At 64.1% G+C, this 25,368-nt stretch carries 26 protein-coding genes and 1 pseudogene; 16 read left to right on the top strand and 11 right to left on the bottom strand.

The window, feature by feature from the left end; genetic code table 11:
- Nucleotides 1-360, top strand: a pseudogene (gene glyA / locus IQ24_RS07090) (serine hydroxymethyltransferase); the annotation flags it as partial.
- Nucleotides 361-461: 101 nt separating this feature from the next.
- Here glyA and IQ24_RS07085 read toward each other — a convergent pair.
- Entirely contained in the window at nt 462-845 is a 384-nt protein-coding gene (locus tag IQ24_RS07085) for a hypothetical protein (protein WP_145397094.1), read from the bottom strand.
- A gap of 71 nt (nt 846-916) precedes the next feature.
- On the opposite strand from IQ24_RS07085, the gene IQ24_RS07080 reads away from it, so the two are divergent.
- Nucleotides 917-1,690: an alpha/beta fold hydrolase gene (locus IQ24_RS07080; RefSeq protein ID WP_145397093.1), complete on the top strand. Its 774-nt coding sequence runs from the start codon at nt 917-919 to the stop codon at nt 1,688-1,690.
- A gap of 1 nt (nt 1,691) precedes the next feature.
- On the opposite strand, the gene IQ24_RS07075 is transcribed toward IQ24_RS07080, so the two are convergent.
- On the bottom strand, nt 1,692-2,012 hold the full coding sequence (locus IQ24_RS07075) for a hypothetical protein (RefSeq protein WP_145397092.1): 321 nt from the start codon (nt 2,010-2,012) through the stop codon (nt 1,692-1,694).
- A 122-nt stretch (nt 2,013-2,134) separates the two neighbouring features.
- Between IQ24_RS07075 and IQ24_RS07070 the strand changes: the two genes are divergently transcribed.
- Both IQ24_RS07070 and IQ24_RS20555 read left to right on the top strand, forming a co-directional pair.
- Nucleotides 2,135-2,278 carry an entericidin A/B family lipoprotein gene (locus tag IQ24_RS07070; RefSeq protein WP_199756507.1) on the top strand — a complete coding sequence of 48 codons (144 nt, stop codon included), beginning with the start codon at nt 2,135-2,137 and terminating at the stop codon, nt 2,276-2,278.
- Nucleotides 2,279-2,432: 154 nt separating this feature from the next.
- Complete coding sequence (locus IQ24_RS20555) at nt 2,433-2,645, top strand: entericidin A/B family lipoprotein (RefSeq protein ID WP_145397091.1); 213 nt, start codon at nt 2,433-2,435, stop codon at nt 2,643-2,645.
- Nucleotides 2,646-2,696: 51 nt separating this feature from the next.
- Here IQ24_RS20555 and lepA read toward each other — a convergent pair whose 3' ends face one another.
- A complete protein-coding gene (lepA, locus tag IQ24_RS07060; protein ID WP_145397090.1) occupies nt 2,697-4,496 on the bottom strand; it encodes a translation elongation factor 4 in 1,800 nt (599 codons plus the stop codon).
- Between the two features lie 65 nt (nt 4,497-4,561).
- Complete coding sequence (locus tag IQ24_RS07055; RefSeq protein ID WP_145397089.1) at nt 4,562-5,470, bottom strand: DMT family transporter; 909 nt, start codon at nt 5,468-5,470, stop codon at nt 4,562-4,564.
- Nucleotides 5,471-5,567: 97 nt separating this feature from the next.
- Here IQ24_RS07055 and IQ24_RS07050 point away from each other — a divergent pair, with 97 nt between their 5' ends.
- From IQ24_RS07050 to IQ24_RS07025, 6 genes are all read left to right on the top strand, one after another.
- Nucleotides 5,568-5,753 (top strand): heavy-metal-associated domain-containing protein, encoded by a 186-nt coding sequence (locus IQ24_RS07050; protein WP_145397088.1) that lies wholly within the window; start codon nt 5,568-5,570, stop codon nt 5,751-5,753.
- Nucleotides 5,754-5,914: 161 nt separating this feature from the next.
- Nucleotides 5,915-6,220: a hypothetical protein gene (locus IQ24_RS07045; RefSeq protein ID WP_145397087.1), complete on the top strand. Its 306-nt coding sequence runs from the start codon at nt 5,915-5,917 to the stop codon at nt 6,218-6,220.
- Nucleotides 6,221-6,228: 8 nt separating this feature from the next.
- The gene (locus IQ24_RS07040) at nt 6,229-6,912 is read left to right on the top strand and encodes an NAD-dependent deacylase (RefSeq protein ID WP_145397086.1); all 684 of its coding nucleotides are present in this window, start codon (nt 6,229-6,231) and stop codon (nt 6,910-6,912) included.
- Nucleotides 6,913-7,048: 136 nt separating this feature from the next.
- Nucleotides 7,049-7,747 (top strand): GAD-like domain-containing protein, encoded by a 699-nt coding sequence (locus IQ24_RS07035; RefSeq protein ID WP_145397085.1) that lies wholly within the window; start codon nt 7,049-7,051, stop codon nt 7,745-7,747.
- Nucleotides 7,747-8,328 (top strand): hypothetical protein, encoded by a 582-nt coding sequence (locus IQ24_RS07030; RefSeq protein ID WP_145397084.1) that lies wholly within the window; start codon nt 7,747-7,749, stop codon nt 8,326-8,328. The genes IQ24_RS07035 and IQ24_RS07030 overlap by 1 nt, the downstream gene beginning before the upstream one ends.
- A 3-nt stretch (nt 8,329-8,331) precedes the next feature.
- Nucleotides 8,332-9,735, top strand: a complete 1,404-nt coding sequence (locus IQ24_RS07025; protein ID WP_145397083.1) for a T6SS phospholipase effector Tle1-like catalytic domain-containing protein — start codon at nt 8,332-8,334, stop codon at nt 9,733-9,735.
- Between the two features lie 9 nt (nt 9,736-9,744).
- Here the strand turns inward: IQ24_RS07025 and IQ24_RS07020 are convergent, their stop codons facing one another.
- The 6 genes from IQ24_RS07020 to IQ24_RS06995 all read right to left on the bottom strand — a co-directional run bounded on the left by IQ24_RS07020 (nt 9,745) and on the right by IQ24_RS06995 (nt 17,251).
- Nucleotides 9,745-11,052, bottom strand: a complete 1,308-nt coding sequence (locus IQ24_RS07020) for a DUF4123 domain-containing protein (protein WP_145397082.1) — start codon at nt 11,050-11,052, stop codon at nt 9,745-9,747.
- Nucleotides 11,053-11,178: 126 nt separating this feature from the next.
- Nucleotides 11,179-12,948, bottom strand: coding sequence for an SLC13 family permease (locus IQ24_RS07015; RefSeq protein WP_145397081.1), 1,770 nt, complete (start codon nt 12,946-12,948; stop codon nt 11,179-11,181).
- Nucleotides 12,949-13,049: 101 nt separating this feature from the next.
- Nucleotides 13,050-13,433: a glyoxalase superfamily protein gene (locus IQ24_RS07010; RefSeq protein WP_145397080.1), complete on the bottom strand. Its 384-nt coding sequence runs from the start codon at nt 13,431-13,433 to the stop codon at nt 13,050-13,052.
- A 53-nt stretch (nt 13,434-13,486) separates the two neighbouring features.
- Nucleotides 13,487-15,646 (bottom strand): peptidase domain-containing ABC transporter, encoded by a 2,160-nt coding sequence (locus IQ24_RS07005; protein ID WP_199756506.1) that lies wholly within the window; start codon nt 15,644-15,646, stop codon nt 13,487-13,489.
- Nucleotides 15,643-16,920 (bottom strand): HlyD family secretion protein, encoded by a 1,278-nt coding sequence (locus tag IQ24_RS07000; RefSeq protein WP_199756505.1) that lies wholly within the window; start codon nt 16,918-16,920, stop codon nt 15,643-15,645. Before IQ24_RS07000 ends, IQ24_RS07005 begins: the two co-directional genes overlap by 4 nt.
- Nucleotides 16,921-17,047: 127 nt before the next feature.
- Nucleotides 17,048-17,251: a hypothetical protein gene (locus tag IQ24_RS06995; RefSeq protein WP_145397079.1), complete on the bottom strand. Its 204-nt coding sequence runs from the start codon at nt 17,249-17,251 to the stop codon at nt 17,048-17,050.
- Between the two features lie 741 nt (nt 17,252-17,992).
- Between IQ24_RS06995 and IQ24_RS06990 the strand changes: the two genes are divergently transcribed.
- The 4 genes from IQ24_RS06990 (at nt 17,993) to IQ24_RS06975 (ending at nt 21,434) form a co-directional block, all read left to right on the top strand.
- Nucleotides 17,993-18,511: a helix-turn-helix domain-containing protein gene (locus IQ24_RS06990; protein ID WP_199756504.1), complete on the top strand. Its 519-nt coding sequence runs from the start codon at nt 17,993-17,995 to the stop codon at nt 18,509-18,511.
- A gap of 465 nt (nt 18,512-18,976) precedes the next feature.
- Nucleotides 18,977-19,378, top strand: a complete 402-nt coding sequence (locus tag IQ24_RS20065) for a putative pterin-binding protein (protein ID WP_158637490.1) — start codon at nt 18,977-18,979, stop codon at nt 19,376-19,378.
- Nucleotides 19,375-20,802: a sensor histidine kinase gene (locus IQ24_RS06980; protein ID WP_145397077.1), complete on the top strand. Its 1,428-nt coding sequence runs from the start codon at nt 19,375-19,377 to the stop codon at nt 20,800-20,802. Before IQ24_RS20065 ends, IQ24_RS06980 begins: the two co-directional genes overlap by 4 nt.
- Complete coding sequence (locus IQ24_RS06975) at nt 20,799-21,434, top strand: response regulator transcription factor (RefSeq protein ID WP_145397076.1); 636 nt, start codon at nt 20,799-20,801, stop codon at nt 21,432-21,434. Before IQ24_RS06980 ends, IQ24_RS06975 begins: the two co-directional genes overlap by 4 nt.
- Before the next feature lie 21 nt (nt 21,435-21,455).
- Here the strand turns inward: IQ24_RS06975 and IQ24_RS06970 are convergent, their stop codons facing one another.
- Nucleotides 21,456-22,010, bottom strand: coding sequence for a TetR/AcrR family transcriptional regulator (locus IQ24_RS06970; RefSeq protein WP_145397075.1), 555 nt, complete (start codon nt 22,008-22,010; stop codon nt 21,456-21,458).
- A gap of 83 nt (nt 22,011-22,093) precedes the next feature.
- On the opposite strand from IQ24_RS06970, the gene IQ24_RS06965 reads away from it, so the two are divergent.
- Nucleotides 22,094-23,611: an MFS transporter gene (locus IQ24_RS06965; protein WP_145397074.1), complete on the top strand. Its 1,518-nt coding sequence runs from the start codon at nt 22,094-22,096 to the stop codon at nt 23,609-23,611.
- Nucleotides 23,612-23,836: 225 nt separating this feature from the next.
- Complete coding sequence (locus IQ24_RS06960; protein WP_242007967.1) at nt 23,837-25,303, top strand: APC family permease; 1,467 nt, start codon at nt 23,837-23,839, stop codon at nt 25,301-25,303.
- Nucleotides 25,304-25,368 lie beyond the last annotated feature (65 nt).

Genomic DNA, 25,368 nt, shown 5'->3' with positions numbered 1-25,368 from the left:
ATCGACATCGTTTCGGGCGGCACCGACAACCACCTCTGCCTCGCCGACCTGCGCCCGAAGGGCGTGACCGGCAAGGCGACTGAGGCGGCTCTGGGTCGTGCGCATATCACCTGCAACAAGAACGGCGTGCCGTTCGACCCGGAAAAGCCCTTCGTGACCTCGGGCATCCGTCTGGGTGCGCCTGCAGGCACCACGCGCGGCTTCAAGGAAGAGGAATTCCGCCAGATCTCGCGCTGGATCGTCGAGGTTGTCGACGGTCTTGCCGCCAATGGCGAAGAGGGCAATGCCGCCGTCGAAGCCAAGGTGAAGGCCGAGGTCGAGGCGCTTTGCGCGAAATTCCCGCTCTACAAGGGCATGTAATCGGGGCACGGCCGGCGGTTCACGCCGGCCACCGCCTGAAACCGAAAAGGCCCGCAGAAATGCGGGCCTTTTTCATGGGCGGTGCTTTTCGCTGGCGGCGCTCAGATCACCCCGCGCCGCACCAGCAGCCACAGCGCGATGGCACCGAGGATCAGCAGCGCAAAGACCAGCGTCGCGCCGATGTTCACCGCCCCCGCCTGCAGGCGTCCGCCCTGGCCCAGGGGGCGCAGATGGTTGACCAGCGCCTTATGCGCGCGCTGCAAACGGTCAAAATCCTGCTGTTTGGCCAGCTTCGGGACCTCGGCCACGCGATCGGCCTTGGCCAGCACCATCGCCTCGCGCCTCAGCTTGCGCGGCAGGGCCGCACCACGGCGCCGCACCATCGTGTCAAGGTCGGCCGTCTGGCCGCGCCGCAATCCCCCGAAGCGCGCCGCCATCAGGCTTGCCACCTCATCCGCCATGATCCGAATGGTCTCGATTGTCATGCCAAGTCTCCCTGTCGGGACCGGCATAGCGCCTCTGGTGTGCCGCTGCCAGTGCAGCTAGGGTCGATGACATGACATTGAACCTGATCATCACCGGCGATGACACATCGCAGATCCCCGTCCTGCTGGCGCATGGGCTGTTCGGCTCGGCCCGCAATCTGGGCGGCATCGCCCGCCGTCTGGCCGAGACGCGCCGCGTCATCTCGGTCGACATGCGCAACCATGGCGAGAGCTTCCACGACTCGGATCACAGCTATACCGCGCTGGCCGGGGATCTGGCCGAGGTGATTGCCGAGTTCGGCGGTCGCGCCGATCTGATCGGCCATTCGATGGGCGGCAAGGCGGTGATGACGCTGGCGCTGTCGCAGCCCGAGATGGTGGGCAGGCTGGCGGTTCTGGACATCTCTCCGCTTGGGTATCGCCACGATCAAAACAGGCTGGTCGCCGCGATGCAAGGGCTGGATCTGCAGGGTCTGACGCTGCGGTCCGAGGCCGATCGCAGGCTGTCCGCCGCTATTGACGATGCGGGCGTGCGCGCCTTCCTGCTGCAATCGCTGGACCTGAAATCCGATCCTCCGCAGTGGAAGATGAACCTCGACGTGCTGGCGGAGCAGATGCCGGTCATCGTCGGCTGGCCAGAGGAGCTGGTGCCGAGTGCGTTCACCGGGCCCGCGCTGTTTCTGGCCGGAGCGGAATCGAATTACTGCGACCTTGAGGGGCAAGGCGCGATCCATCGCTTCTTCCCGCAGGCGCAGGTCGAGCTTCTGCCGGGTCTGGGTCATTGGCTGCATGCCGAGGATCCCAAAGGGATCGCCGACCGGCTGGCGAATTTCCTGTCGGCCTAAGTCACCCGCCGGGCACGCGGACATCGCAATCGAGCGAAAAGCGCGCCTCGCCCGTGTCGCCGGGAATGCGGCTGCGCAGACTGTTGGGCACGGTGCGGCAGCCGGTGCTGCGCATCACCGCAATCTCCATCAACTCGGGGACTTTCGCCCGCTGGGCACGCGTGAGGTAGCCTAGCCGGATCACCTCGGCGTCCGTGCCCTGCTGGAAGACTGCGAAGCGGATGCCTTCCAGCGTGATGTCCTGCCGTTCCGCGCCGATGAAACGCGGTGCCGGAGAGGCACAGCCTGCAAGGAACAGAATCAGGATCAAAACAACACGCATAACCTAAGTGTCACGCCCTCGGGTTAACACGCGGTTAATGGAAACCCGGGAACCGGCAGCATTTTTCTGGCGTTGCCTCAGCATGTTCACCGCCCGTCGCGGCGTCAAAAAAGGGAGCCATCATGCAGAAAATTCTACGTTTGACCCCGATTCTTGCCCTGTTGGCGCTGGCCGCCTGCGAAACCATGCAAGGTGCAGGCCGCGACATGCAGAATGCGGGCCAGTCGCTGACGCAGGAAAGTCAGGAAGTGCAGTCACAACTGTGACGCAGCCCCATCGGGCAAGGCGGCCTTAGGGCCGCCTTTTGCATGCCCCGGGCGCCCCGTCTTAAGCCGATCCGCGCCGCTCGCGGCATCGTGCGCTGCAGATGATCGCCATAAGCATTACGATTGCCGCCGGGACAGAGAAAAAGGAATACCCATGATCGCCAAGACTTACCTTGCCGCGCTGCTGGCCGTGCTGGCTTTGGCCGGATGCGAAACCATGCAGGGTGCGGGACGTGATCTTCAGACCGCAGGGGCAGCTCTTTCGGAACAGACCTATGGGCGTCAGCCCCCGGGCGCGGCGGGCGGCGTCACCGACCCCTACGCACCCGCAGGTGCCGCGCCCTATAATCCAAGCCCGAGTTTCTGAGATCGCGTCTGACGCGCGCATGAAAAAAGGGGCGCCCGAGGCGCCCCTGTTTCAATTGTCCATCTTGAGCGCCTGAATGAAGGCGGTCTGCGGGATTTCGACCTTGCCGAACTGCCGCATCTTCTTTTTCCCGGCCTTCTGCTTTTCCAAGAGCTTCTTTTTCCGCGTGGCGTCGCCGCCATAGCATTTCGCGGTCACGTCCTTGCGCATGGCCGAAAGCGTCTCGCGCGCGATCACGCGGCTGCCGATGGCGGCCTGGATCGGGATCTTGAACATGTGGCGCGGGATCAGCTCTTTCAGCTTTTCGACCATCACGCGGCCACGCGATTCTGCGCGGTCGCGGTGGACCATGATCGAGAGCGCATCGACCGGCTCATCGTTCACGAGGATCGACATCTTCACGAGGAAATCCTCGCGATATTCGCTGATCTGATAGTCGAAGCTGGCGTAGCCCTTGGTCACCGATTTCAGCCGGTCGTAGAAGTCGAAAACGACCTCGGCCAGCGGCAAGTCATAGACGACCATCGCGCGGTTGCCCGCATAGGTCAGGTCCATCTGGATGCCGCGGCGGTCCTGGCAGAGCTTCAGCACATCGCCCAGATATTCGTCCGGGACCATGATCGTCGCCTTGATGCGCGGCTCTTCGATATGGTCGACATAGGTCAGGTCGGGCATGTCGGCGGGGTTGTGCAGGTCGCGCACCTCTCCGTCCTTCATGTGCAGCTTGAAGACGACCGAGGGCGCCGTGGTGATCAGGTCCAGATCATACTCACGCTCAAGCCGGTCGCGAATCACCTCGAGGTGCAGAAGGCCCAGGAAGCCGCAGCGGAAGCCGAAGCCAAGGGCGGCCGAGGTCTCCATCTCATAGCTGAAGCTGGCGTCGTTCAGCGCCAGTTTCTCGATGGCCTCGCGCAGCGCCTCGAAGTCATTGGCGTCGACCGGGAAGAGACCGCAGAACACCACTGGCTGCGCGGGTTTGAAGCCCGGAAGCGGCGTGTCGGTGCCCTTCTTCTCATGCGTGATGGTGTCGCCGACGCGGGTGTCGCGGACCTGCTTGATCGAGGCGGTGAAGACGCCGATCTCACCCGGGCCGAGTTCCGCGATATCGACCATGGCGGGCTTCAGCACGGCCAGCTTGTCGATGCCGTAGATCGCGCCGGTCTGCATCATCTTGATGCGCTCGCCCTTCTTGATCACGCCATCCATGACGCGGATCATGACGACGACGCCCAGATAGGAATCGTACCAGCTGTCGACCAGCATCGCCTTCAGTGGCGCATTGCGGTCGCCCTTGGGGGCGGGCAGACGGGTGACGATGGCTTCCAGCACGTCGGGGATGCCAAGGCCGGTCTTGGCCGAAATCTCGATGGCGTCCTGCGCGTCGATGCCGATCACGTCTTCGATGTTTTCCTTGACCCGCGCAGGCTCGGCAGCGGGAAGGTCGATCTTGTTCAGGACCGGGACGATCTCATGTCCGGCATCGATGGCTTGATAGACGTTGGCCAGCGTCTGCGCCTCGACGCCCTGCGAGGCATCAACGACCAGCAGCGAGCCCTCGACCGCGCGCATCGAGCGGCTGACCTCATAGGCGAAGTCGACGTGACCGGGGGTGTCGATCAGGTTCAGGATGTATTTCTTGCCATCCTTGGCCGGATATTCGATCCGCACGGTGTTGGCCTTGATGGTGATGCCGCGCTCACGCTCGATATCCATGCTGTCCAGCATCTGGGACTTCATGTCGCGTTCGGCAACCGTCCCCGTCATCTGGATCAGACGGTCGGCAAGGGTGGATTTCCCGTGGTCGATATGGGCCACGATCGAGAAATTGCGGATGAGATCAAGGTCGGTCATGGCCAGCCTATACAGGGCGAAAACGGTCGCGGGAAGAGGATTCGAAGTGGTTCGCGATGGCTATGTCAGCCGTGCGGCAAGGTGAACCCCGCCGCGCGCAGGGCACGGCGGCGCAGCTGCGCCTCGCGCCACATCGTATAGCAGCCCGAGGCCACGACGACCGCCGCGCCGATCAGCGTCATCGCGTCGGGCCGTTCGCCGAAAACCGCATAGGCAATGGCCAGCGCAAAGATCAGACGGGCATAGCGGTAAGGCGCCAGCGCCGAGGCCTCGCCCACACGGGTCGCGGCGACCAGCGTCGCGTAGCCCGCAACGCCCACCACCATGCAGCCCAAGGACAGCAGGACCTGTTTCCAGTCCAGCATCAGGAACGGCTGGCGCATGATCACCGCCAGCAGCAGCGCCATGACGATCAGCGACAGGAAGGCCATCGCGGCCACCTGGTTCGAGGGGATGTGCTGCGGAATTCGCCGCGTCGCGATGTCGCGCATCGCCAGCCCCAGCACGCCGATCAGCACGACGATCGACACCGGCTGAAAGCCCGCCAGCCCCGGACGCACGATCAGAAGCACGCCGAGGAAGCCGACGCCAATCGCCGTCCAGCGCCGCCAGCCCACCGGCTCGCCCAGAAACAGCGCCGCCCCCAACACCACCGCCAGCGGCAGCGCCTGGATGATGGCCGAGGTTGAAGCCAGTTCCGTCAGCGCCAGCCCGACCACCACCCCGACCGAGCCGATGGCCTCGCCCAAAGTGCGCAGCAGTAGCAGCGGTTGCTTCAGGTCGGCGGTCAGGAAACGGTGTCCTTCGATGCGCAGCATGACCCAGAAGGTCAGGAAGCCCAGCACGCCCACGATGGCCAGCACCTGCGAAAAATGCAGGCCCTGCGACAGCAGTTTGATGAACATGTCCTCGACGGCGAAAAACACCATCGACACCAACATGAGGATCGCGCCGCGAAAATTCTCGCTGACCATGGGACTGACCGGTTGTAGACACGTGGAAGGACGGAGTGCGGATCGCTGCCGATCCGGTCCGCAAGCCGTGCCACAGCCTGAGTGGAAAGGAAAGTCGATGAAGTTCACCGTCAACGATATGAGCTGCGGCCATTGCACGGCTGCCATTGAAAAAGCGGTCGCCGAGGCGGGCGGCAAGGCCGTCACCGACCTTGGCACGCATAGCGTCACGGTCGAGGGAATCGACGCCCCGCGCGCCGAGCAGGTGATTCGCGACGCGGGCTATACGCCGGTTCCCGCCTGAGGGCAGATATTGCGGTTGGGGCATTGCCCCTCCGCGACCCGTGGTCACGCCCGCGCGATTGAGCGTGAGCAGTTGTTCTGTTAACATCTCCCAGTCAAAAAATGGGCGGATCACAGAGGGCGCACAGCTCCTCCGCCCGGGCAGAACCCGAGGAGACTGAGATGATCAACCGTGTGATGATTGCCGCTGCGGCGGTCGTTCTGACTGCGCCGCTGGCCGTTGCAGGCCCCATCGACAGCGCCTGTGTGCGTTCAGACCGTGGCGCCCGCAACACCCCCCTTTGCAGCTGCATCCAGCAGGTCGCCGACATGACCCTGTCGCGTTCGGACCAGCGCCGCGCCGCCCGCTTCTTCCGCGACGCCGAAGAGGCCCAGCAGGTCCGCATGTCGAAAAGCAATGCCGACAACGCCTTCTGGTCGCGCTACAAGAACTTCACCTCGACGGCTGAAGCCTACTGCTCGAACTGAGGCCCGCCTTGCGTGTCACTGTTCTGACCGGGGCCGGGATCTCGGCTGAAAGCGGGATCCGGACCTTCCGGGCCAGCGATGGCCTGTGGGAAGATCACCGGATCGAGGATGTCGCCACCCCCGAAGCCTTCCAGCGCGACCCCGCGCTGGTGCAGCGCTTCTACAACATGCGCCGCGCCGATGCGGCGCAGGCCCAGCCCAATGCCGCCCATCGCGCGCTGGCCGATCTGGCGCTCCGCTGCGAGCTGACGCTGATCACCCAGAACGTCGATGACCTGCATGAACGCGGCGGCTCGCCCGCCGTGATCCATATGCATGGCCGGTTGAACGGCGCGCTTTGCGCGGCCTGCGAGGCCCGCTGGACCGCCCCCGGCGTCATGTCGCATCAGGACGCCTGCCCCAATTGCGGCCGGGCGGCCACCCGCCCCGACATCGTCTGGTTCGGAGAGATGCCCTATCAGATGGAAGAGATCTGGGCCGCGGTCGAGGCGGCGGATGTCTTTGCCGCGATCGGCACCTCGGGTCAGGTCTATCCGGCGGCGGCGCTGGCGCAGCACGCCCGTCGCCACGGCGCGGAAACGGTCGAGCTGAACATCGCAGCCTCGGCCGTCAGCCGCGACTTTGTGCGCCACCTGACCGGCCCCGCCACGCGCATCGTTCCCGAATGGGTCGCGGGGTTTTCGCAGACATAGTTCGGGAACGCGGCAATATCGGCCTCTAGCCCAAGGTTTTCTCTGGTATTTCCCTCAATACGCCGGGTTTGGGATTGACACTCTGGCGACCGGGTGACGCAATGTCGATGTTGCCCAGTATTTCAGGTTCGGTTTTGTGATTTATCGCAGCAAGATCAATGGTGAAAGCCCTGCCTCCGTATTTGAGGCCCTTCTGGACCAACGCGGTCCGCTTCTGAACCACATGCCGGTCTCGGACGACGTGCTGGCGCGCTATGAAGGGCGGCTGCCGGACCTTCTGCTGGACTTCTGGCAGGCGCATGGGGTGGGCGATCTGGCGGGCGGGCTTTTGCGGCTGACCGTGCCCGATGCCTTTGCCGGCGCGCTGGCGGTGCTCTTTCGCGGCGATCCGGATTTCGAGCATGACAGCCATGTCATCGCCTATGGCCCCTTCGGCGATCTGCTGATCTGGCACGAACGTCACTGGCTCTTGTTCTGTGGCATGACGCTAGCCTTCGTCGATGCGCCCTTCCTGTTCCATCCCGCCCGCGACAAGACCGCCGATCAGCTGGTGCTGGAACAGGTGCTGGGCATCGACCTGGCGGTGCTTGACCTGCATGACGAAGCCGACATGCCGCTGTTCCGGCGCGCGCTGACGAAGCTGGGGCGGCTGGCCCCCGGCCAGATCTATGGTTTGCAGCCCCCCGTCTCGGTAGGTCTGCCGGTCGAGCTGTCGCGGCTGGAGGTCACTTTGGCCGAGGAATGGCTGGTCCAGCGTTTCACCGGCTGGACCTATACGCTGACCGATTTTCAGGCCCGCAGGCTGAGCATTCGCGACATCGGGGGGCCCAGTTGATGCGCGCCCTGCCCCTGCTTCTGGTGCTACTTTCGGCCTGCCGCGCCTCGGGCGAGCCCGAGGGGATGGCGCTCAGTTTCGGCACCTACGCCTCATCGCCCGTCATCATCACCGATTTCCGGCTGAACGGCGAACCCGCCCAGCACGTCCCCCTGCTGGAAAACAGCGAGGTGGACCAGATCAGCCCCCGCGTCGGCGGCGCGATCTATTCCATCGCCTACCCGCCCGGCGACAGCCCGGACAGCTTGCAGATCAGCGCCTCATGGGTCGAGCTGCTGACCCATCGCGCCTTCAGCGCCGAACTGGCGGTGCCGGTCGAGAAGCTGCAGACCCTCGCCCCCGATCAGGTCCGCATGATGCCGGTCTTTGGCCCGAACGGGCTCATGCTGGTGACCTCGGACCCGCAGCCCTCGACCACCGATACGCCCAAGACCGATCTGGCGCGGATCTGCGGCACGCGCATGCCCTCGGCTGACCGGGATTTCTCGGATGCCACCGACACGATGGGCGGCCTCAGCGAGGCGCTTGGCTTTGACTACCCCGCCGTCCATGACCCTGAATGCCCGATGCCGGAGGGCTGATGCATGACCATTGCCGCAAATGACATCACCGCCCGCGCCGACGCGGCCGCCACCGGGCTTTCCGGAGCCGCCGGGGCCACGACGCAAAGCTGCCCCAAGGTGACGCTGGAGATCGGCGTCTTCTTCGACGGCACGCTGAACAATGCCGTCAATGCCGGGCAAGGGTCCGAGGGCAGTTTCGCCAACGCCCGCTCGAACGTCGCGCTGCTGTCGACGCTTTACAAGACGAACTCGCGCCACTGGATCCGCAACTCCTGCGGCGGCTACGCGACGAAATACCGGATGCTCTATATGCCCGGGATCGGCACAACCGATGGCCAGGGCGACACGACGTTCCCGGGTGCGGCCATGGGCATGGGCTCGACCGGGGTCGAGGCCATCGTCTATCGCGCCTGTCTGGCGGTCGGCGCCGCGATCACCGAGCTTTCGCCCGGGATCGAGCCTGAAGAGATCGTCATGGACGTCTTCGGCTTCAGCCGCGGGGCGGCGGCGGCACGGTATTTCGTGAACTGCTTCCGGCAGGGCTACGTCGAATACTGGAAGAATTACGCCTCGCTGCAGCGGGCCTCGGTGCCGAAGGGGCGCAAGGTCCGCTTCCGCTTTGTCGGCGTCTTCGACACCGTCGCGGCCATCGGCCTTGGCACGAATGAACGCAACGGGCCGGTGAACGTCCATATGTCGACGGCGCAGGCCAGCCGCATCCACCACCTGACCGCGATGAATGAATACCGCGAGAATTTCCGCCTGAACCACACCCAACCCGGCGGCGGCACGACGCAGGCCCTGCCCGGCGCGCATTCGGACGTCGGCGGCGGATATCGCAACCCCGGTGATGAGGTGCTGCTGGAGCGGGGCCGGACCTCTCCGCTTTACGGCCTGCGCGAGTTGGCGGACCGCCATCACCAGCAGATGACCGATGCCATGCGCCGTCGCAACAGCGCCACCCGCGCCCGTGACGAGGCCGTCTGGATCAGCGAGGGCTGGCTGAACCCCAATGAGACCGAGGGCGGCGTCATTCAGGACCCCGGCCCCGTGCGGACCCGGACCCAGCGGCTGCCGGGAGGCATCCAGCAAAAGGTCTATAGCTTCGAATATGGCAAGCGGCTCAGCCGTCCCTGGGTGCAGATCGGCCTGTCGCGCATCCCCTTGCGGATCATGTATGACAAGGCCCTGGCGCAGGGCGCGCCCCTCCTGTCCTTCCCGGGCGGCGGCGAATTCGCCATCCCGTCGGGTCTGGCGGCGGTGTCGGGCAAGCTGATCGCCGGGCAATCGCTCAATCAGGCCGAGACCCGCCACACCTTGCGCAATTTCGGCCATGTCTCGGCCAATGCCGGGACCATCGGCATGTCGGCGGAATCGAACCATGTGCGGGTCGTCTATCCGAACCAGCCGGGGCAGGCGAAATAGCCCCGGCGCTCAGCCCAGTTCGGCCATGCGCTGCTTGAGCGCCTCGAACCGCTCGGCCTCGTCGCGCGGGTCGTTCATCAGCCGCGACAGGATGCCTTCGGGATCACGGGTCTCGAATCCGGGGCCATAGAACAGCTCCCATGCCAGCAGGATGAACAGGATGTCCTTCTGCATGAACCCGTGCGCGACCATGCGCTGCACGATCTTGCCGGTGGTGTTCAGCCGCTCATCCTCGGGCATGCCCGCCAGTTCTTGCGGGAAGGTCCGGGCCAGCAGATCCGACAGCGCCCGCACGTCCTGCGCCATGCGATGCGCGCGCAGAAGCCGCAGATCATCCGCGCCAAGGGTCGGGATCGGGTTGAAGCGCCGGGGCGGAAGCTGATCGAAGGGCTGGGCGAACAGCCGCAGCACATTGCCCTCGGTGGTCGAGGGGATCAGCAGCGCCTGGATCTGCGGGATCTGGTCCAGCGCGAACCATGAGACCGCCTGCGTCGCCCGCGCCGTCAACGTCTGGAAATAGGCCCGCGCCGAGCCGCATTCCCAGAACCGGAAATAGAACCATTCGCCCGCCTCATCCCGCATGCGGGTGAACCGGCGGAAATGCCGCCACACCTCATCCGGCGTGCCGCGAGAGCGGATGAACAGCCCCGGCTCAAGGTCCCACAGATCGCTGGCGCGGTCGGATCGGGTGAAAAGGTGGCGCACGAAGTCATTGCCCTCGCGCAGCTCGACCAAATAGGGCGCGACACTTTGCAGCGCTTCGGCGGCGGCCCCCTTGAAAAGGCAGCGATGGGGCAGCCCCGCCGTTTCCAGAAGCTGCGGCAACAGCGGCACCTTGGCCGCGTCGAGCACCGCATAGCTGCGCAGTCGCGGGATGGTGGCCCCGTAATGCTGCCGCTCGGCCCCGCTGGGCGGCACCTCGGCAAACAAAGCCTCGCGCAGACTGTCCGGAACGGTTTTGCGCGGATGCACCCCGAATTGCGCATCCAGCGGCGTGACCTGCAAGATCTCTTGCCGGATCAGCGTCTCGGCCCGGACGGGGCGCATGATGCCAAACAGCAGCGGCTGATCGGGGCCGACGGTCCAGGCCAGCGCCTGCGCCTCGCTGTCGTTGCGACGGCGGGCCAGCCATTCCTGCGCGGGCAGCGCATCCTCGGCCCCCTGAATGCGCCAGCCTTGTCGCCGGGTCGCGTTGTGCAAGAGCTCAAGGTAGCTTTCGGAACTGGCGCACCATGCGGCAATGCGCACCTCGTGCATGTCATCATCCGAGCGGCCCAGCCTGACCATGGCAAGCCAGGATTGCCAAGTCCCGTGCACTCTTACCTCCGCAACACCTACAGGTTGACGCTAACGGGTCCGTCCCGGATTTCAAAGAGGGGAACGGTACTCTTATGCCTGAAATAACTCTTTTTTCCGCAGCTTATGAACTGAACGGTCTATCTGTCAAAGCGGCCAGAAGGTCAGGATCAGCGGCACGCCCACGACCACAACCAGCACCGACAAGGGCGCGCCAAGCCGCGCGTAATCGCCGAAGCGATAGCCCCCCGGCCCCATGACCAGCGTGTTCGACTGATGTCCGATGGGGGTCAGGAAATCGCAGGCCGCGCCCACCGCCACCGCCATCAGGAAGGCATCGGGTCGCAGGCCCAGCCGCTCGGCGAAGGTGGCGGCGATGGGGGCCATCACCAGCACGGTCGCCGCGTTGTTCAGGAAGGGCGTCACCGCCATCGCCGTGACCATGATCAGACACAGCGCGCCCCAGCCCGGCAGCGTCGCACCCACGCCCGACAGCCAGGTGCCGATCAGCTCGGTCCCGCCGGTGGTCTGCAGCGCCTCGCTGACCGGGATCAGCGCGCCCAGCATGACGATGATCGGCCATTCGATGGCCTCATGCGCATCCTCGGCGCTGATCGCGCCGGTCAGGATCATCAGCACCGCGGCCGAGAAGAACGCCGTCGCCACCGGCACCATGCCAAGCGCGGTCAGCGACATGGCCCCGGCCAGAATGACCAGCGGCAACAGATCCTTGCGGACCGAGCCGATGCGGATGTCCCGCTCGGCCAGCGGCAGCAGGCCAAGGGCCAGAATGCGGTCGGGCAGCACATCGACCGGCCCCTGCAGCAGCAGCACATCGCCGGGCCGCAGACGCATCTGCCCCAGCCGTTCCGTCATCCGGTGCCCCGCACGCGAGACCGCGATCAGGTTCACGCCATGGCGCTCGAACAGATGCGCCTGCTGCGCCGACTGGCCCGAGATCGGGGAGTTCTGCGTCACCACCGCCTCGATGACGCTTTGTTCGCTGTGGCTCTGTTCGGATTTCGAATGGTCGCGCACCAGATGCAGCTTGCCCTGATCGACGGCGCGTTCGATGCCGTTCGGCTCTCCGCGCAGAAGCAGCGTGTCGCCCGCCTGGATCACCGTGTCGGGCAGCGTCACCCCGCGCCTCGCGCCCCCGCGAACAAGGCCGGTGATGGCGATGGCCCCGTCGATCTTGCCCAGAAAATCGCCAATGGTGCCGCCCACCAGTGGCGAGGTTTCGGGCACCGTCGCCTCGGTGTTGTAATCCGAGATCTTGACCGCCTCGCCCAGCGAGGCGCCCGCCTGACGATCTGCGGGCAGCAGGCGATAGGCCAGCATCAGGAAGGTGACGCCCACCAGCGACAGGCCGATGCCGACCGGGGCATAGTCGAACATGCGAAACGGCTCTCCAGTCATCTGTTCGCGCACGCGCGAGACGATGATATTGGGCGAGGTCCCGACCAGCGTGATCATCCCCCCCAGAAGCGAGCCAAAGGCCATCGGCATCAGATAAAGCGACGGCGGATTGCCCGAGCGTTTCGCCATCCGCAGCGCGGCAGGCATCATCATCGCCAGCGCGCCGATGTTCTTGACGATGGCCGACATCAGCGTGACCGAGCCCACCAGCACGAAAAGCTGCGACCGCAGCGTCTTGAGCCTGCGGATCAGCCAGCGCAACGCCTTCTCGATCACGCCCGAGCGTGAGACGGCGGCGCTGACCACCAGGGCACTTGCCACGATGATGACGATATCGTCGCTGAAGCCCTTGAACGCCTCCTCGGGCTTGACCGTGCCCGCCAGCAGCGAGGCCAGCAGCGCCGCCATCGCCACCACATCATATCGCCACTTGCCCCAGATGAACAAAAGCATCATCGCGATGATGATGCCGAAGGACAGCAGCTGTGGAGTGGTCATGCCGGTCGCCATTCCTTATCTGAGATGCCGGAGAAAACGCGCTGAAAAGCCAGCCGGTTTCCCGATTTTTCCAGTTTCTTTCCGGCCCGTCCGCCGCGCGTCTAGTCAGACTGTTCGCAAAAGCGGATGCGGTTGCCGAAAGGGTCATTGACCTCAACCTGCTGGCCCCAGGGCAGATCCTCCAGCCCCGGACGGTTATAGCCATAGCGCTTGTCGATCAGTTCGCGGTGAAAACCCGCGACGCCTTTCATCGGCACAAACACGGTCGAGCCGGGGCAGGCATCGCCGTGATGCTCGCTCAGATGCAGCTTCAGCCCGGCGCGATGCACCTCCAGATAGAGCGGCATGCCGGGGCCGAAGCGATGTTCGAACCCGATGGTGAAGCCCAGAAAATCGCAATAGAATTCGCGGGCCTTCGCCTCGTCAAAGATCCGCAGGATCGGGATTGCGGCCAGAAATCTCATCTCGCCATCAGCGGTCGTCATCAGGGACCTCGCCTTATGTCAGGCCCCGAAGGTGTCAGCGGGGCAAAGGGCTGTCAACGTCCCCTGCCCTCGCTCATCGCCATGGCGCCCGGGTTGCGCCGCAGCACCGGGATTTCGGTGACCGCGCCATCGGCCACGCGGAAATGGCGGGTGGCGCGCTGGACCAGCGCCGGGCGATGGGCGATGACGATGCGCGTGACCGGTAGCGCGGCGATCAGATCGGCGATCTCGCGCTCGGTCTCTTCATCCAGATTGGCGGTGCCTTCATCCAGCAGCAGAAGCTGCGGCTGACGGTAAAGCGCGCGCGCCAGCAGCACGCGCTGGCGCTGACCGCCCGACAGGGTCGAGCCCATGTCGCCCACCAGCGTCAGGTACTGCATGGGCATGCGCAGGATGTCGTCATCGATCCGCGCGGCCAGAGCCGCTTCGGTGACGCGCGCCATATCCATATCGGGATCGAAGAAGGCGATGTTATCGGCAATGGTGCCTGACAGCAGCTGATCGTCCTGCGCCACGACCCCCACCTTCGCGCGCCATGCCCGCCACAGATCGGGATTGGCCAGACGACCGTCCAGACGGATCTCTCCGCTTTCGGGCTGGTTGAGACCCAGAAGCAGCTTCGCGAGCGTGGTCTTGCCCCCGCCCGACTGGCCTGTGATCGCGACGAAATCGCCGGGCGCGATCTGCATCGACACATCCTCCAGCACCAGCGGCAGGGTCGCGCCATAGCGGAAGGCCATGCGGTCGATCTCGATCCCGCCCCTGACCTCCAGCGGCCGGTTGGCCAGCGGCGAGGCGGGGCTCGCATCCGCCTCGGCCGTGATGATATCGGCCAGACGGCCCAGATGCAGACGCAGCAGGCGGAACTTGATGACCTCATTGACCAGCGACAGCGCGCGGTCGCTGAAGGTCTGGCGGAAGGACAGGAAGGCCATCAGCATGCCCACCGAGAACCCGTCCGCATTCAACACCATCCGCGCGCCCAGATAGACCACCAGAATGGTCTGGATGCCGATGACCGATTTCTGCAGGAAGGCCAGCGACAGCTCCAGCTTGCCGACCTGAACTGAGCTGTTGATGACGCCCGCATAGCGGTTGCGCCATTTCCCCTCGCGCTCGATCTCGCCGCCCATGATCTTGATGGTGGGCATGGCGCGCACCGTCTCGATCAGGTTCGAGCGTTCGGTGGCCAGCGCGATGATGTTTTCCTCGGTCGCGGCGCGGGTCGCGGGGTAGAAGCTGAACCCCAGAACCAGCACGATCAGCAGCGCGGTGATGACCACCGTCGCCAGCAGCGGTGAATAGAGGAACAGGATGAAGGCCGCGATCACCGCCATCGCGCCATCGACCAGCGCCGAGAGCATCCCCCGCGTCAGCGCATCCTGAATCGCATTGGTCGATTCGATGCGCGAGATGATGTCGCCCACGTGCCGCTTTTCGAAATAGGGCACCGGCAGGCGCAAGAGGTGCCGCACGATATTGCCGACGATCTGGAAGGACATCATCGAGCCCAGCAGGCGCAGGATCCAGTCGCGCAAGGCCTCAAGCGCGGCATGCAGCACGGTCAGCGCCCCGAAGCCCAAAGCCAGCACGGTCAGCAGGTTGCGGTCTGCCCGCCCGATGGCCTCATCGACGACCAGCTGGACATGAAAGGGAATGGCGAAGGTCGCGATCTGAAAGACCAGCGACACCGCCAGCACCTGCATGATCGCGGGCGCAATCCCCTGACTGCGGGTCCAGAGGCTGGTCAGCTTGACCGGCAGCCGCGCCTCGAGCTTCTGGAAATCGGCAGCGGGCGAAAGCTCCAGCACGACGCCGGTGAAATGGTCCGACAGCTCGGCGATGGGCATGTGGCGAATGCCGCGCACCGGGTCATGGATGACCGCGCCGCGCCTGCCGATCTTTTTCAGGACGACGAAATGATTGAGGTCCCAATGCAGGATCGCGGGCGTGCGCACGCGCGGCAGCGCGTTCAGGCCAACGCGCAGCGGGCGCGCGGCAAGGGAAAGCTGTTGTGCCAGTTGCATGAGCCCGCGCAGCGTGGCCCCGCCGATGGATTGGGGAAATTGCTGGCGCAGCCCGTTCAGATCGACCTGATGACCATAATAGCGGCCGATCATCGCCAGACAGGCCAGACCGCATTCGGCGGCCTCGGCGGCCCGGATCTCGGGCAGTCTGCGACGTCCGGAAAAGTTCAGATCTGCAATGCTCATCCCAAACGTCCGACTGCATAGATGGGATCAAGAAGCCATTCGAAGAGCGAACGACGGTCGATGACGATGCCCGCTGACAACAGCATGCCGGGCTGGATCGGGATCTTCTGGCCATAGGCCTCGATCGCCTCGGCCTCGAGCGCGACCTTGACGCGGAAGACCGGCTCTTCGATCTGCAGGCCGGGCACGCTGATCTCGGTCGGGCCCAGCACGGTGCGCGACACGCTGATGACCTTGCCCGAGGCAGTGCCGAATTTCTGATAGGGGAAGGCCTGATACATCAGCCGCACCTCTTGCCCCGGCTGGATGAACCCGGCCGAGCGTGAGGGCACGAACAGCTCCGCATGCAGGCTGGAGCCTGCGGGGGTGATGACGGCGATCACCGATTGCGGCGACAGAGTCTGGCCGCGCAGCACCGGGACGGCCACGACCTTGCCTTCGATGGTGGCGCCCGCGTGATAGGTGTTCATCACCGCGACTTCGGTGCTCTGACGCTCCAGCGCGGCCTCGCTGGCGCGGGCCTGCGCTTCGGCAGCGCGGATGCTGAAGGGGATGGCGTGCAGCTGGGCGTCGATGTCTTCGACCTGACGTTCCAGCATCATCACGCCGGTGCGGACATCCACCAGTTCCTGCCGCGCGGCCAGAACGCCCATCTCGGCCTCTTCGACCGCCTTGCTGCTGGCGAATCCGCGCCCGGCGATGGTCTTGACGCGCTCGGTGTTGGCCTCGACCAGACGCAGCCGCTCGGTCATGGTGGTGATGCGGCCCCGGCTGGCCTCCAGCTCGCGCCGCATGGCCTCACGCTGCGAGGTCAGGTTCTGCTGCTGGGCGCGCAGGCGCTCGCGCTCGGCCTCGGACTGGGCGCGCGCGGCTTCCAGCTCGGCCCCCAGCAGGGTCTGGATCACGTCGCCCGCATCGCCCGTATCGGTGTCCGACGACAGCCGGAGCACCGCCAGCGATTGCCCGGCCTTGACCTGATCTCCCTCGGCCACGGTCAGATTTTCGATGGTCCCGCCCTGCCGCGCGGTCACGCGGATCAGCCCCGCCTCGGGGACGACCCAGCCAGAGACCTGTTCGATGCGGGAATAGCTGGCCTTCAGCGCAAAGATCACCGCTGCACAGACGACAACGACCGCCAGCACCACCAGCACATGGTTGCGCATGGACAGCCGGACCAGCACATCGCCCTCCAGCGCGCGCGCCTGATAGGCCACGGCCTGCTGGCGGAACAGCGGCTCTCGACGTTCGACCTCGGGCGGCGGGTCATGCTTCATCTGTCAATCCTCAGCCGCTGGCGTTTGCCCTGGGGCAATGGCAGGCGCGGCGGTCCTTCGGGAAGGGCGTGCCTGTCGCCAGGCACGCCACAACGGTTCGGCCGGAATGATCCGGTCCGTCGCCGTCTTAGTTGCCGCAACCGCAGCTGCAGCCACAGCCGCAACCATGGCCATGACCACCACCGTGGCCGTGACCGCCGCCGTGGCCGCCGCCCTTGTGGCCACCGAACAGCAGGCCCAGCAGACCGAAGAAGAAGCCGCCCGAGACGGTTTCGACTTCATTGGTGTCCAGAGCGACGATGCTGTCTTCGTTCATGATCTGATCGGTCATAGTAACGTCCTTTCAATGGTTAAGATTATCCGGCCCTCCTGCGAGGGGTGCCGTTGCGGGCGTCCGGGAACATGCGGCACCACGATCCACGCGATGGCACCGAAGCTGAACCGCTGCGTGGGCGGTCATCCACCGAGGCCGGGGGCGTCGGTCGAACTGAATGTCAAAAGATCGGATTTCCTTCTGTTCCGAACCGGAAGGGCTGGGTCGCGCATTTCGTGCTGCGACCTGTTCGCCGCCCCCTCACAAGAGCAAATGAACCGAAGGCAATCCATATGATCTTTGGCGTATGATTAGGACAATGCGCTTAGTCCTCTCGCGCGGCCCGGTCTGGCACGTCCGATTCGCGCCGTTCACGAATATATGAATTTGCCGGAGTTTCGCCAAAACACTCACCAATCAGGCGATGCGTAATTCCATGACTGCAAGTCATAGTAGAATAAATATACCGCCTATTCTGGTAATAATTTAAACGGCGGGAATTTCAGAATGCAATTTAAGCGCTAAATACTCCGCGAAAAGCACGCAGGGATAGATAGGCGTTTATATGCCACAGGGCGCAAGAAAAACGCTCTTTTCCGGGATAAAACGGCAATTTCAAACCTATCCTTTTAGATAGTTCTGGTTTATCAGATCAACAGCTTAACAGAATCGGCCAAATTTCGCCGATCCGTTTCCTTTAGAGTGGTTTCATGTTCACTTAACATGAGAAATACCTCAGCATGAACTCAGCGCTTAGGCGTGCACATTTCAGACTTGATGCAGAGAATTGCCTCTGTCGGAAAGGGCTTGGCCATGACAAAGCATTTCGAACCCTCTGCCAATCTTAGCAGTGAGCAGGCGCGGATCATCATCACCAATGCTGAGCCGCATGTCAGCGCCGGAATCAAATTGCTGATGCAATTTCTAAATCCGAATGTCGAAATCATTCATGCGCCCTCCGGCGATGTGAAAGAGATCCTGGCCGAATTGCCGACACCTGTCCGGCCAGCTGAAAAATCCGCAGCAAACGACAGGCGATTGCCGAAAGATGCGCTGCTGGACAGCCTGACCCCGCGCCAATGCGATGTGCTTCTCCAACTGGTCGAGGGGCATACGAACAAGCAGATCGCGCGGGTGTTGGGCATCTCGCCCGCGACGGTGCGGGTTCATGTCTCGGCGGTGCTGCGCACGCTCGGCGTCTCGTCGCGGACTGCAGCGGCGGCCATCGCGGGCAGCCATATCGCGAACAGGTCCGGCGACAGCGGCTCGTCGCAGTAACCGATCGATCCGGGGCCGCCCCCGGATCGCCTCCCCCTGACGACAACGCAAAAAAACTGGCCCGCAAGCGGGCCATTTCAAATTACCTAAATCTGTCGATTGTCCCGTATCCGGGTGCGCGAGGGTGGCGTTCACCAATTAGACGATCAACTACAAACTCGGCACCAAGCGATTGCCCCGCATCGTACCACGCCGCCTCTCGCACCTTTGGTTATACAACCTCGACGCGCGGCCAAACATTCCCGCGAACAGGGGAATGAGGCTGTGTCGGCGCCGAAAACTGCGCTAGAAAGGTGCAAGACTCAGCCGAGCACGAGGCGTTCGTTGATCAATCCTGGCGCGCATCCCCTGCGCTCACGCAATCCTCTGAGGTTTCTCTCAAGCCTCATATTGCTGTTTTTCCTGTGCTTTTCAGCCTTCGCACAGACAGACCCCCACACCGCCTCCCGAACCGTTCTGCTTAGCGTGACGAATGCCTCGGGCGTCACGCATGAATTCACCGAAGAAGAATTCGCGAGCCTTCCTCAACACGAATTTGTGACTCATACGACCTGGACCACCGGGCCGCAGGAGTTCGGAGGCGTTCTGGCCCGCGATCTGCTGAAGGCGGCAGGCATTGATGTCGAGGCGGAAAAGCACCGTACCATCGAGGGCTGGGCGCTCAACGACTATCAGACGCTGATCCCCGTCAATGATTTCCTGCAATATGACGTGCTGATCGCCCGGCGCATGAATGGCGCGCCGATGTCGCGCCGGAATATGGGCCCCTATTGGGTGATCTATCCGCGCGACGATCACAAGGAGCTGTCCGATCCGCTGTATGACTATCGCTGGATCTGGCAACTTCGAAGCCTGGATCTGAAATGAAGCGTCGCACCTCGCTTGTTCTGGCCTCTATGGCCATCAGCGGTTTTGCGGCGATCCTCCTCTACGCCTTTGTCCAGCTTGTCTCATTCCAGCGCTCGATGGACATCAAGATGGGCGAGAACATGCTGTGGCTGATGTCCCAGGCCGAGCGTGAGGGCCGCCGCCTGCACGAATCCTTCCTTGAATTCTCGGCAGGGGAAGAAAGCTATGACGAGCTGATGCTGCGTCTGGACATCTTCTACAGCCGCATGGGGCTTTTGACGACAGACACCCCGCAGGCGCGCTGGTTCGAATCGACGGGCCTCGCGCCCATGCTGTATCAGGCCGAGGATCGGCTGGACAATCTGGCCGCCGTGCTGGAAGCACCCGCGCCCGACGGCTCGATTGATCTTGGCACCGCGCGCGACCATCTGCTGCCCATCCTCAAGGATTTGGGCAGTCTGACCAATGCGACCATGACTCGCGATCGGCAGGAAAAGCAGCTTCAGCAAGCCCGGATCAGCGAGACATTGTATCTGATCACCGTGGCATTCTTCGGCCTCGTGCTGACCGGGCTGCTGATCTCGGTTCAGTTGCTGCTCAGCATCCGGGCCGCGCGCAAATCGCTGGAAGATCTGGAAAAGCATCGCGCCGGGCTGGAGCGCATCGTGGCCGACCGCACGGCCGAGCTGAATGCGGCCCTCGCCACCGAGCGCAGCACCAAAGAGGCCTATCGCAGCTTCATCAGCACGGTTTCGCATCAATTCCGCACGCCGCTTTCCATCATCGATGTGGTGGCCCAACGGCTGATCCGCCGCTCCGAGGATTTCTCAAGCGAGATGATCGTCGAGAAGGCGCGCCGCATCCGCTCGTCAACGCAGCGCCTGTCGGAGCTGGTGACCAGCGTAACGAATGCCGCGCGACTGGATGAGAATCACCTTGTGCTCAGTCTTGCCTGCAATGACCTGAACAGCATCGTGCGCCGCGCACATGAATTTCATACCGAGATGATGCCGCAACGCGAGATCACACTGGAGCTGACGGGCAATCTTTCGTGCCAATGCGACGCCGCACTGATCGAACAAGTCGTGCTGAACCTGCTGTCGAACGCAGTGAAATACTCGCCGGTCGGCACCGAGATCACCATCCGGACCTGGCAAAGGGGCGAAAGCGTCTGCTGCGAGGTCTTCGACCGCGGCATCGGCATCCCCGCCGAAGATCAGCCCCGCATTTTTGAGCGTTTCTTCCGCGCCCGGAACGTCTCATCCAACGTGGGCTCGGGGCTGGGGCTGGCGCTGTCGCGGACGATTGTCGAACTGCACGGCGGCTATCTGGCCTTCAACTCGATGCTGGGCGAAGGCACGGTGGCAGGGTTCTGCCTGCCGGTGACCGTCGAAGAGCCGGTCGGACATGAACAGATTGGCACAGGAAAGCAGGCCGCATGACCGCAAGACCCGACCAGACCATCCTCTGCATCGAGGATGAAGGCGATCTGCTGGACGAAATGTCGGAAGAGCTGACCGCCATGGGCTATGCGGTGATTGCCGCAGATGGCGGCGCAAGCGCGCGCAAGGTTCTGGCCAAGACGCTGCCCGACCTGATCTTGTGCGATATCGTCATGCCCGAGGAAAACGGGTTCGAACTGATCCGCGTCATCCGGGCCATGCCCGGCCTTTCAGCCACCCCATTCATCTTCCTGACCGCCCTGACCGACCGCGAACATGAGCTGTGCGGCCGCCATCTGGGCGCGGATGATTACATCACCAAGCCGGTCGATTTCGATCTGCTGGACGTGACCCTGCGCGGCAAGCTGGACCTCGTGGCCAGGATTCGCGCCGCCGCCGCGCCGCCCCTTCCCGTCCCCGTGGACGCCAAGGAGCTTGTCCACCTGTCCCGCCGCGAGACGCAGGTTCTGGGCGAGCTCGCGCGCGGCCTGAAGATTGCCGATGTCGCGCTGACGCTGGAGATCTCGGAACATACGGTCGGGCAATATGTCAAAGCCGTCTATTCGAAGCTGGGCATCTCCAGCCGCGCCGAGGCCGCGCGCGAAGCTATCCGCCGCAATCTACTGGATTGAGCCTGCGCGACAGCCCCGTCGCTAGGGCTGCTTCGGCGCGCTGACCAAGGCCACGATGCTGTCCTGCAGGCGGTCCCAATCCTGATCCGGCAGGTCCAGCAGGCGGAAGGCGCGCAGGAAGAACGTGCCCTCAGCGGCCAGAAAGGCAATCGTCGTGCGCAGGTCGGCAGGGTCGTTCAGATCCAATCCCGCCAGCTTGTCATTGTACCAGTCCCGCGAATCGGCCACCTGCTCGGGGCTTTGCAGAAGCGCCGTCATCATCACCGCCGAGCGCGCATTCTCGGCGTCGTCGCTGTCCCGCGTCGCCAGAATATGCGCCCTGATCCGCGCCTGTGGCGAGGTATCGCCCGCCTGATGTGCGGCGACGGCGGCGTCAAAGGCGGTGCCCCAGCGCAGGATCATCGCATGGATCAAATTCTCTTTCGTGCCAAAGCAATATTGGACGCCGCCCTTGGTGATCCCAGCGGCGCGGGCCACCGCCTCGAAGGTCAGACCCGAGGCACCGACGCGGCTGACAATCGCCTCGGCCGCGTCCAGCACCTTGTCGCGGTCGATCGTTCTGGGACGTCCCGACATTTTCACCCTTCCATTTCAGTACGGGCGTATTTATTCCTTTCCGCAAGTTTGTCAAAGCCGCTTCTTCACTCCATGAGGTCCCGATGCCCGCTCGCAACCGCTGGTTGGCCCTTGCCGTCATCTCAAGCGCCCTGTTCCTCATCGTCATCGACATGACGGTGCTTTACACGGCGCTGCCCCGGCTGACGCATGATCTGGGCGCGACGGCGAACCAGAAGCTGTGGATCGTGAACGCCTATCCTCTGGTCGTCGCGGGCCTGCTGCCGGGACTTGGGACGCTGGGTGACCGCTTCGGCCACCGCCGGATGTTCATGCTGGGGCTGGCGGTCTTCGGCGTGGCGTCGACCATGGCGGCCTTTGCCTGGTCGCCGCAGGTGCTGATCGGCGCGCGGGTGGCGCTGGCCGTGGGCGCGGCGATGATGATGCCCGCCACATTGTCACTGATCCGCCTGACCTTCACCGATGAGGATGAGCGCGCCTTCGCCATCGGCATCTGGGCGGCGGTCGCCTCGGGCGGCGCGGCCATCGGGCCGGTGATCGGCGGCATCCTTTTGGAGTATTTCTGGTGGGGCTCGGTCTTCCTCATTAACGTGCCGGTGGTGCTGGTTGCGCTGGTGCTGGTGCCCCTGCTGCTGCCCTACCGCGAGGGCGTGAAGGACCGGCCCTGGGACCTCATCGGCTCATTGCAGGTGATGGTGGGCCTGGTCGGGCTGGTCTATGCGATCAAGGAAATCGCCAAACGCGATCCCGCCTGGGGTGAGGCCGCGCTGGTCTTCGCCATCGGCCTGATCGCCATGGTGCTGTTCGTCCGCAGACAGCTGGCCAGCGCCCATCCCCTGATCGACTTTTCGCTGTTCGCCATTCCGCGCTTCACGGCGGGGGTGATTGCGGCGCTGGTCGCCGCGGGCACGCTGATCGGGTTCGAGTTGGTCTTTACCCAACGCATGCAGCTGGTGGTGGGGCATTCGCCGCTTTACGCGGGGCTGTTGAATCTGCCCCTGCCGCTCGCGGCCTTCTTTGCCGGTCCGATTGCCGGGCTGATGCTGTCGCGTCTGGGGACCGAGCGGATGATCTGGCTGACGCTTCTGGGCGCCGGGCTGGGGCTTGCGGGCTATCTTCTCAGCTATCAGGCCGCGGCCGCGATCTGGCTGGGCGCGCTGGCGGTGATGGGCTTCGCGATCGGGGCCTGCATGACCGCCGCCTCCAGCGCCATCATGCTTTCCGCACCCGAGGATCGCGCAGGCATGGCCGCCTCGGTCGAGGAGGTCTCCTATGAGCTGGGGGGCGCGCTTGGCGTGGCAATCCTCGGCAGCCTGTTCTCGGCGCTCTACACCTTCTTCCTGCATGTGCCGGACTCGGTCCCGCCAAGCGCCACCGCGCGCGACAGCCTGGATGAGGCGATGATCCACGCCGAAACCCTGCCCGCAGATCAGGCGGCTGAGCTTCTTCAATACGCGCGGGCCGCCTTCGATCACGCCTTCGTCTGGGTGACTTTCGCCGCCATCGTGATGCTTCTGGCGGCGTCGCTGACCGTCTGGAAACGCAGCGGAAAGGCCGTTGCGACCCTCAATTCGGCCTCGTCGCAGCAGCCGGGAATGTGATCGACCGCTGCGGGAGACCCCGCAGCGGCTTGACGCCCGCACCTCAGGTCATTTCGAGAATTTTCTGATAATCTGCTGAAAAATACAGATTTAATACCAAAATCTGGAACAACCCCGCATCCGCCCCATGCGCGTGATTGCCTATGCCGCGCCATGATCCTTGCGCGGATTGCCCCATGGCTCGCACAATAACTCCATTGTGAACGCCAAGAGGGAGGAACCGACATGGCGGGAACGCAGCCGGCAACCGGATCGGTGCCAGCACAACCGGAACTGCACCGGGTCATGGGCCCGAAGCTTCTTTTGCTTTTCATCATCGGAGACATTCTGGGAACCGGGGTCTATGCCCTGACCGGCACCGTCGCGGGCGAGGTCGGCGGCGCGGCATGGGCTCCGTTCCTGATCGCCTTTCTGGTGGCCACGATCACCGCGCTCTCATATCTGGAGCTGGTCACCAAATACCCGCAGGCCGCAGGTGCCGCGCTTTACACGCATCGCGCCTTCGGCATCCACTTCCTGACATTTCTGGTCGCCTTCACCGTCATGTGCTCGGGCATCACCTCGGCCTCGACGGCGTCGAATGCCTTTGCGGGCTTCGTGAACGACGGCTTTCATCTGGGCTTTCAGGCGGGAGGTACCGGCATCCTGACCATCGCTTTGGGCTTCATGGCGCTGGTCGCGATCATCAACTTCCGGGGCGTCGGCGAAAGCGTCAAGGCGAACGTCGTGCTGACCTGCGTCGAGCTTTCGGGCCTTCTGATGATCATCATGATCGGCTTTTACGCCATGTCGCAGGGCCGCGCCGATTTCTCCGAGGTGATGGTCTTCAAATCCTCCGAGGACAAGGGCGCCTTTCTGGCCCTGACCGCCGCCACGGCGCTGGCCTTCTTCGCCATGGTCGGGTTCGAGGATTCGGTGAACATGGCCGAGGAGGTCAAGGACCCCGTCCGGATCTTCCCGAAGATCATGCTGACCGGGCTGGGCATCACCGGGGTCATCTATGTGCTGGTCTCGATCTGCGCGGTGGCGCTGGTGCCGGTGGGCGATCTGTCGGACCCCAGCAAGGGATCGGCGCTGACGCAGGTGGTGCGGGCCGGGGCGCCGAACTTCCCCTTCGACAAGATCTTTCCCTTCATCGGCATGTTCGCGGTGGCAAACTCGGCGCTGATCAACATGCTGATGGCCAGCCGGTTGCTTTACGGGCTGGCGCGGCAGCGGGTCCTGCCCCACGGGCTTGGCCTTGTGCATCCGACGCGGCGCACGCCCTATGTCTCGATCGCCTTCACCACGGCTCTGGCCTTCGGGCTGATCTATTTCGTGGTCACCCGTTCCGAGACCCCGGCGATCAGCCTTCTGGGCGGCACGACCGCGCTGCTGCTGCTGTGCGTCTTCACGGTGGTCAATATCGCGCTGCTGGTGCTGCGTCGCCAGCCGGTCTCGCATGAGCATTTCCGCACCCCCGGCATCCTGCCCTGGATCGGCGCGCTGACCTGCGCCTTTCTGGCCGGGCCCTGGGCGCGCAGCGCCGCGCAGATGGAGCAGTACCGCATCGCCGGATGGCTGCTGGCGGTCGGCGTCGTGCTGTGGGTGGTGACCTGGATCTGGAACCGCGCGAGCCACCGCCATGCGGCAGGCTATCTTGAGAACGTCGAGGATCTGGCCGCGCATCACGGCGACTCGCCCCGCAACTGATCTGGACCGAGGGGGCAAACCGCCCCCCTCGTCCCCAAATTCCCGCCGCCCGAGTGCCGGAGTTT

Source organism: Paracoccus sulfuroxidans, from assembly GCF_007830335.1.
Taxonomy (GTDB): domain Bacteria; phylum Pseudomonadota; class Alphaproteobacteria; order Rhodobacterales; family Rhodobacteraceae; genus Paracoccus; species Paracoccus sulfuroxidans.
This window is presented reverse-complemented; position numbering and strand designations above follow the sequence as displayed.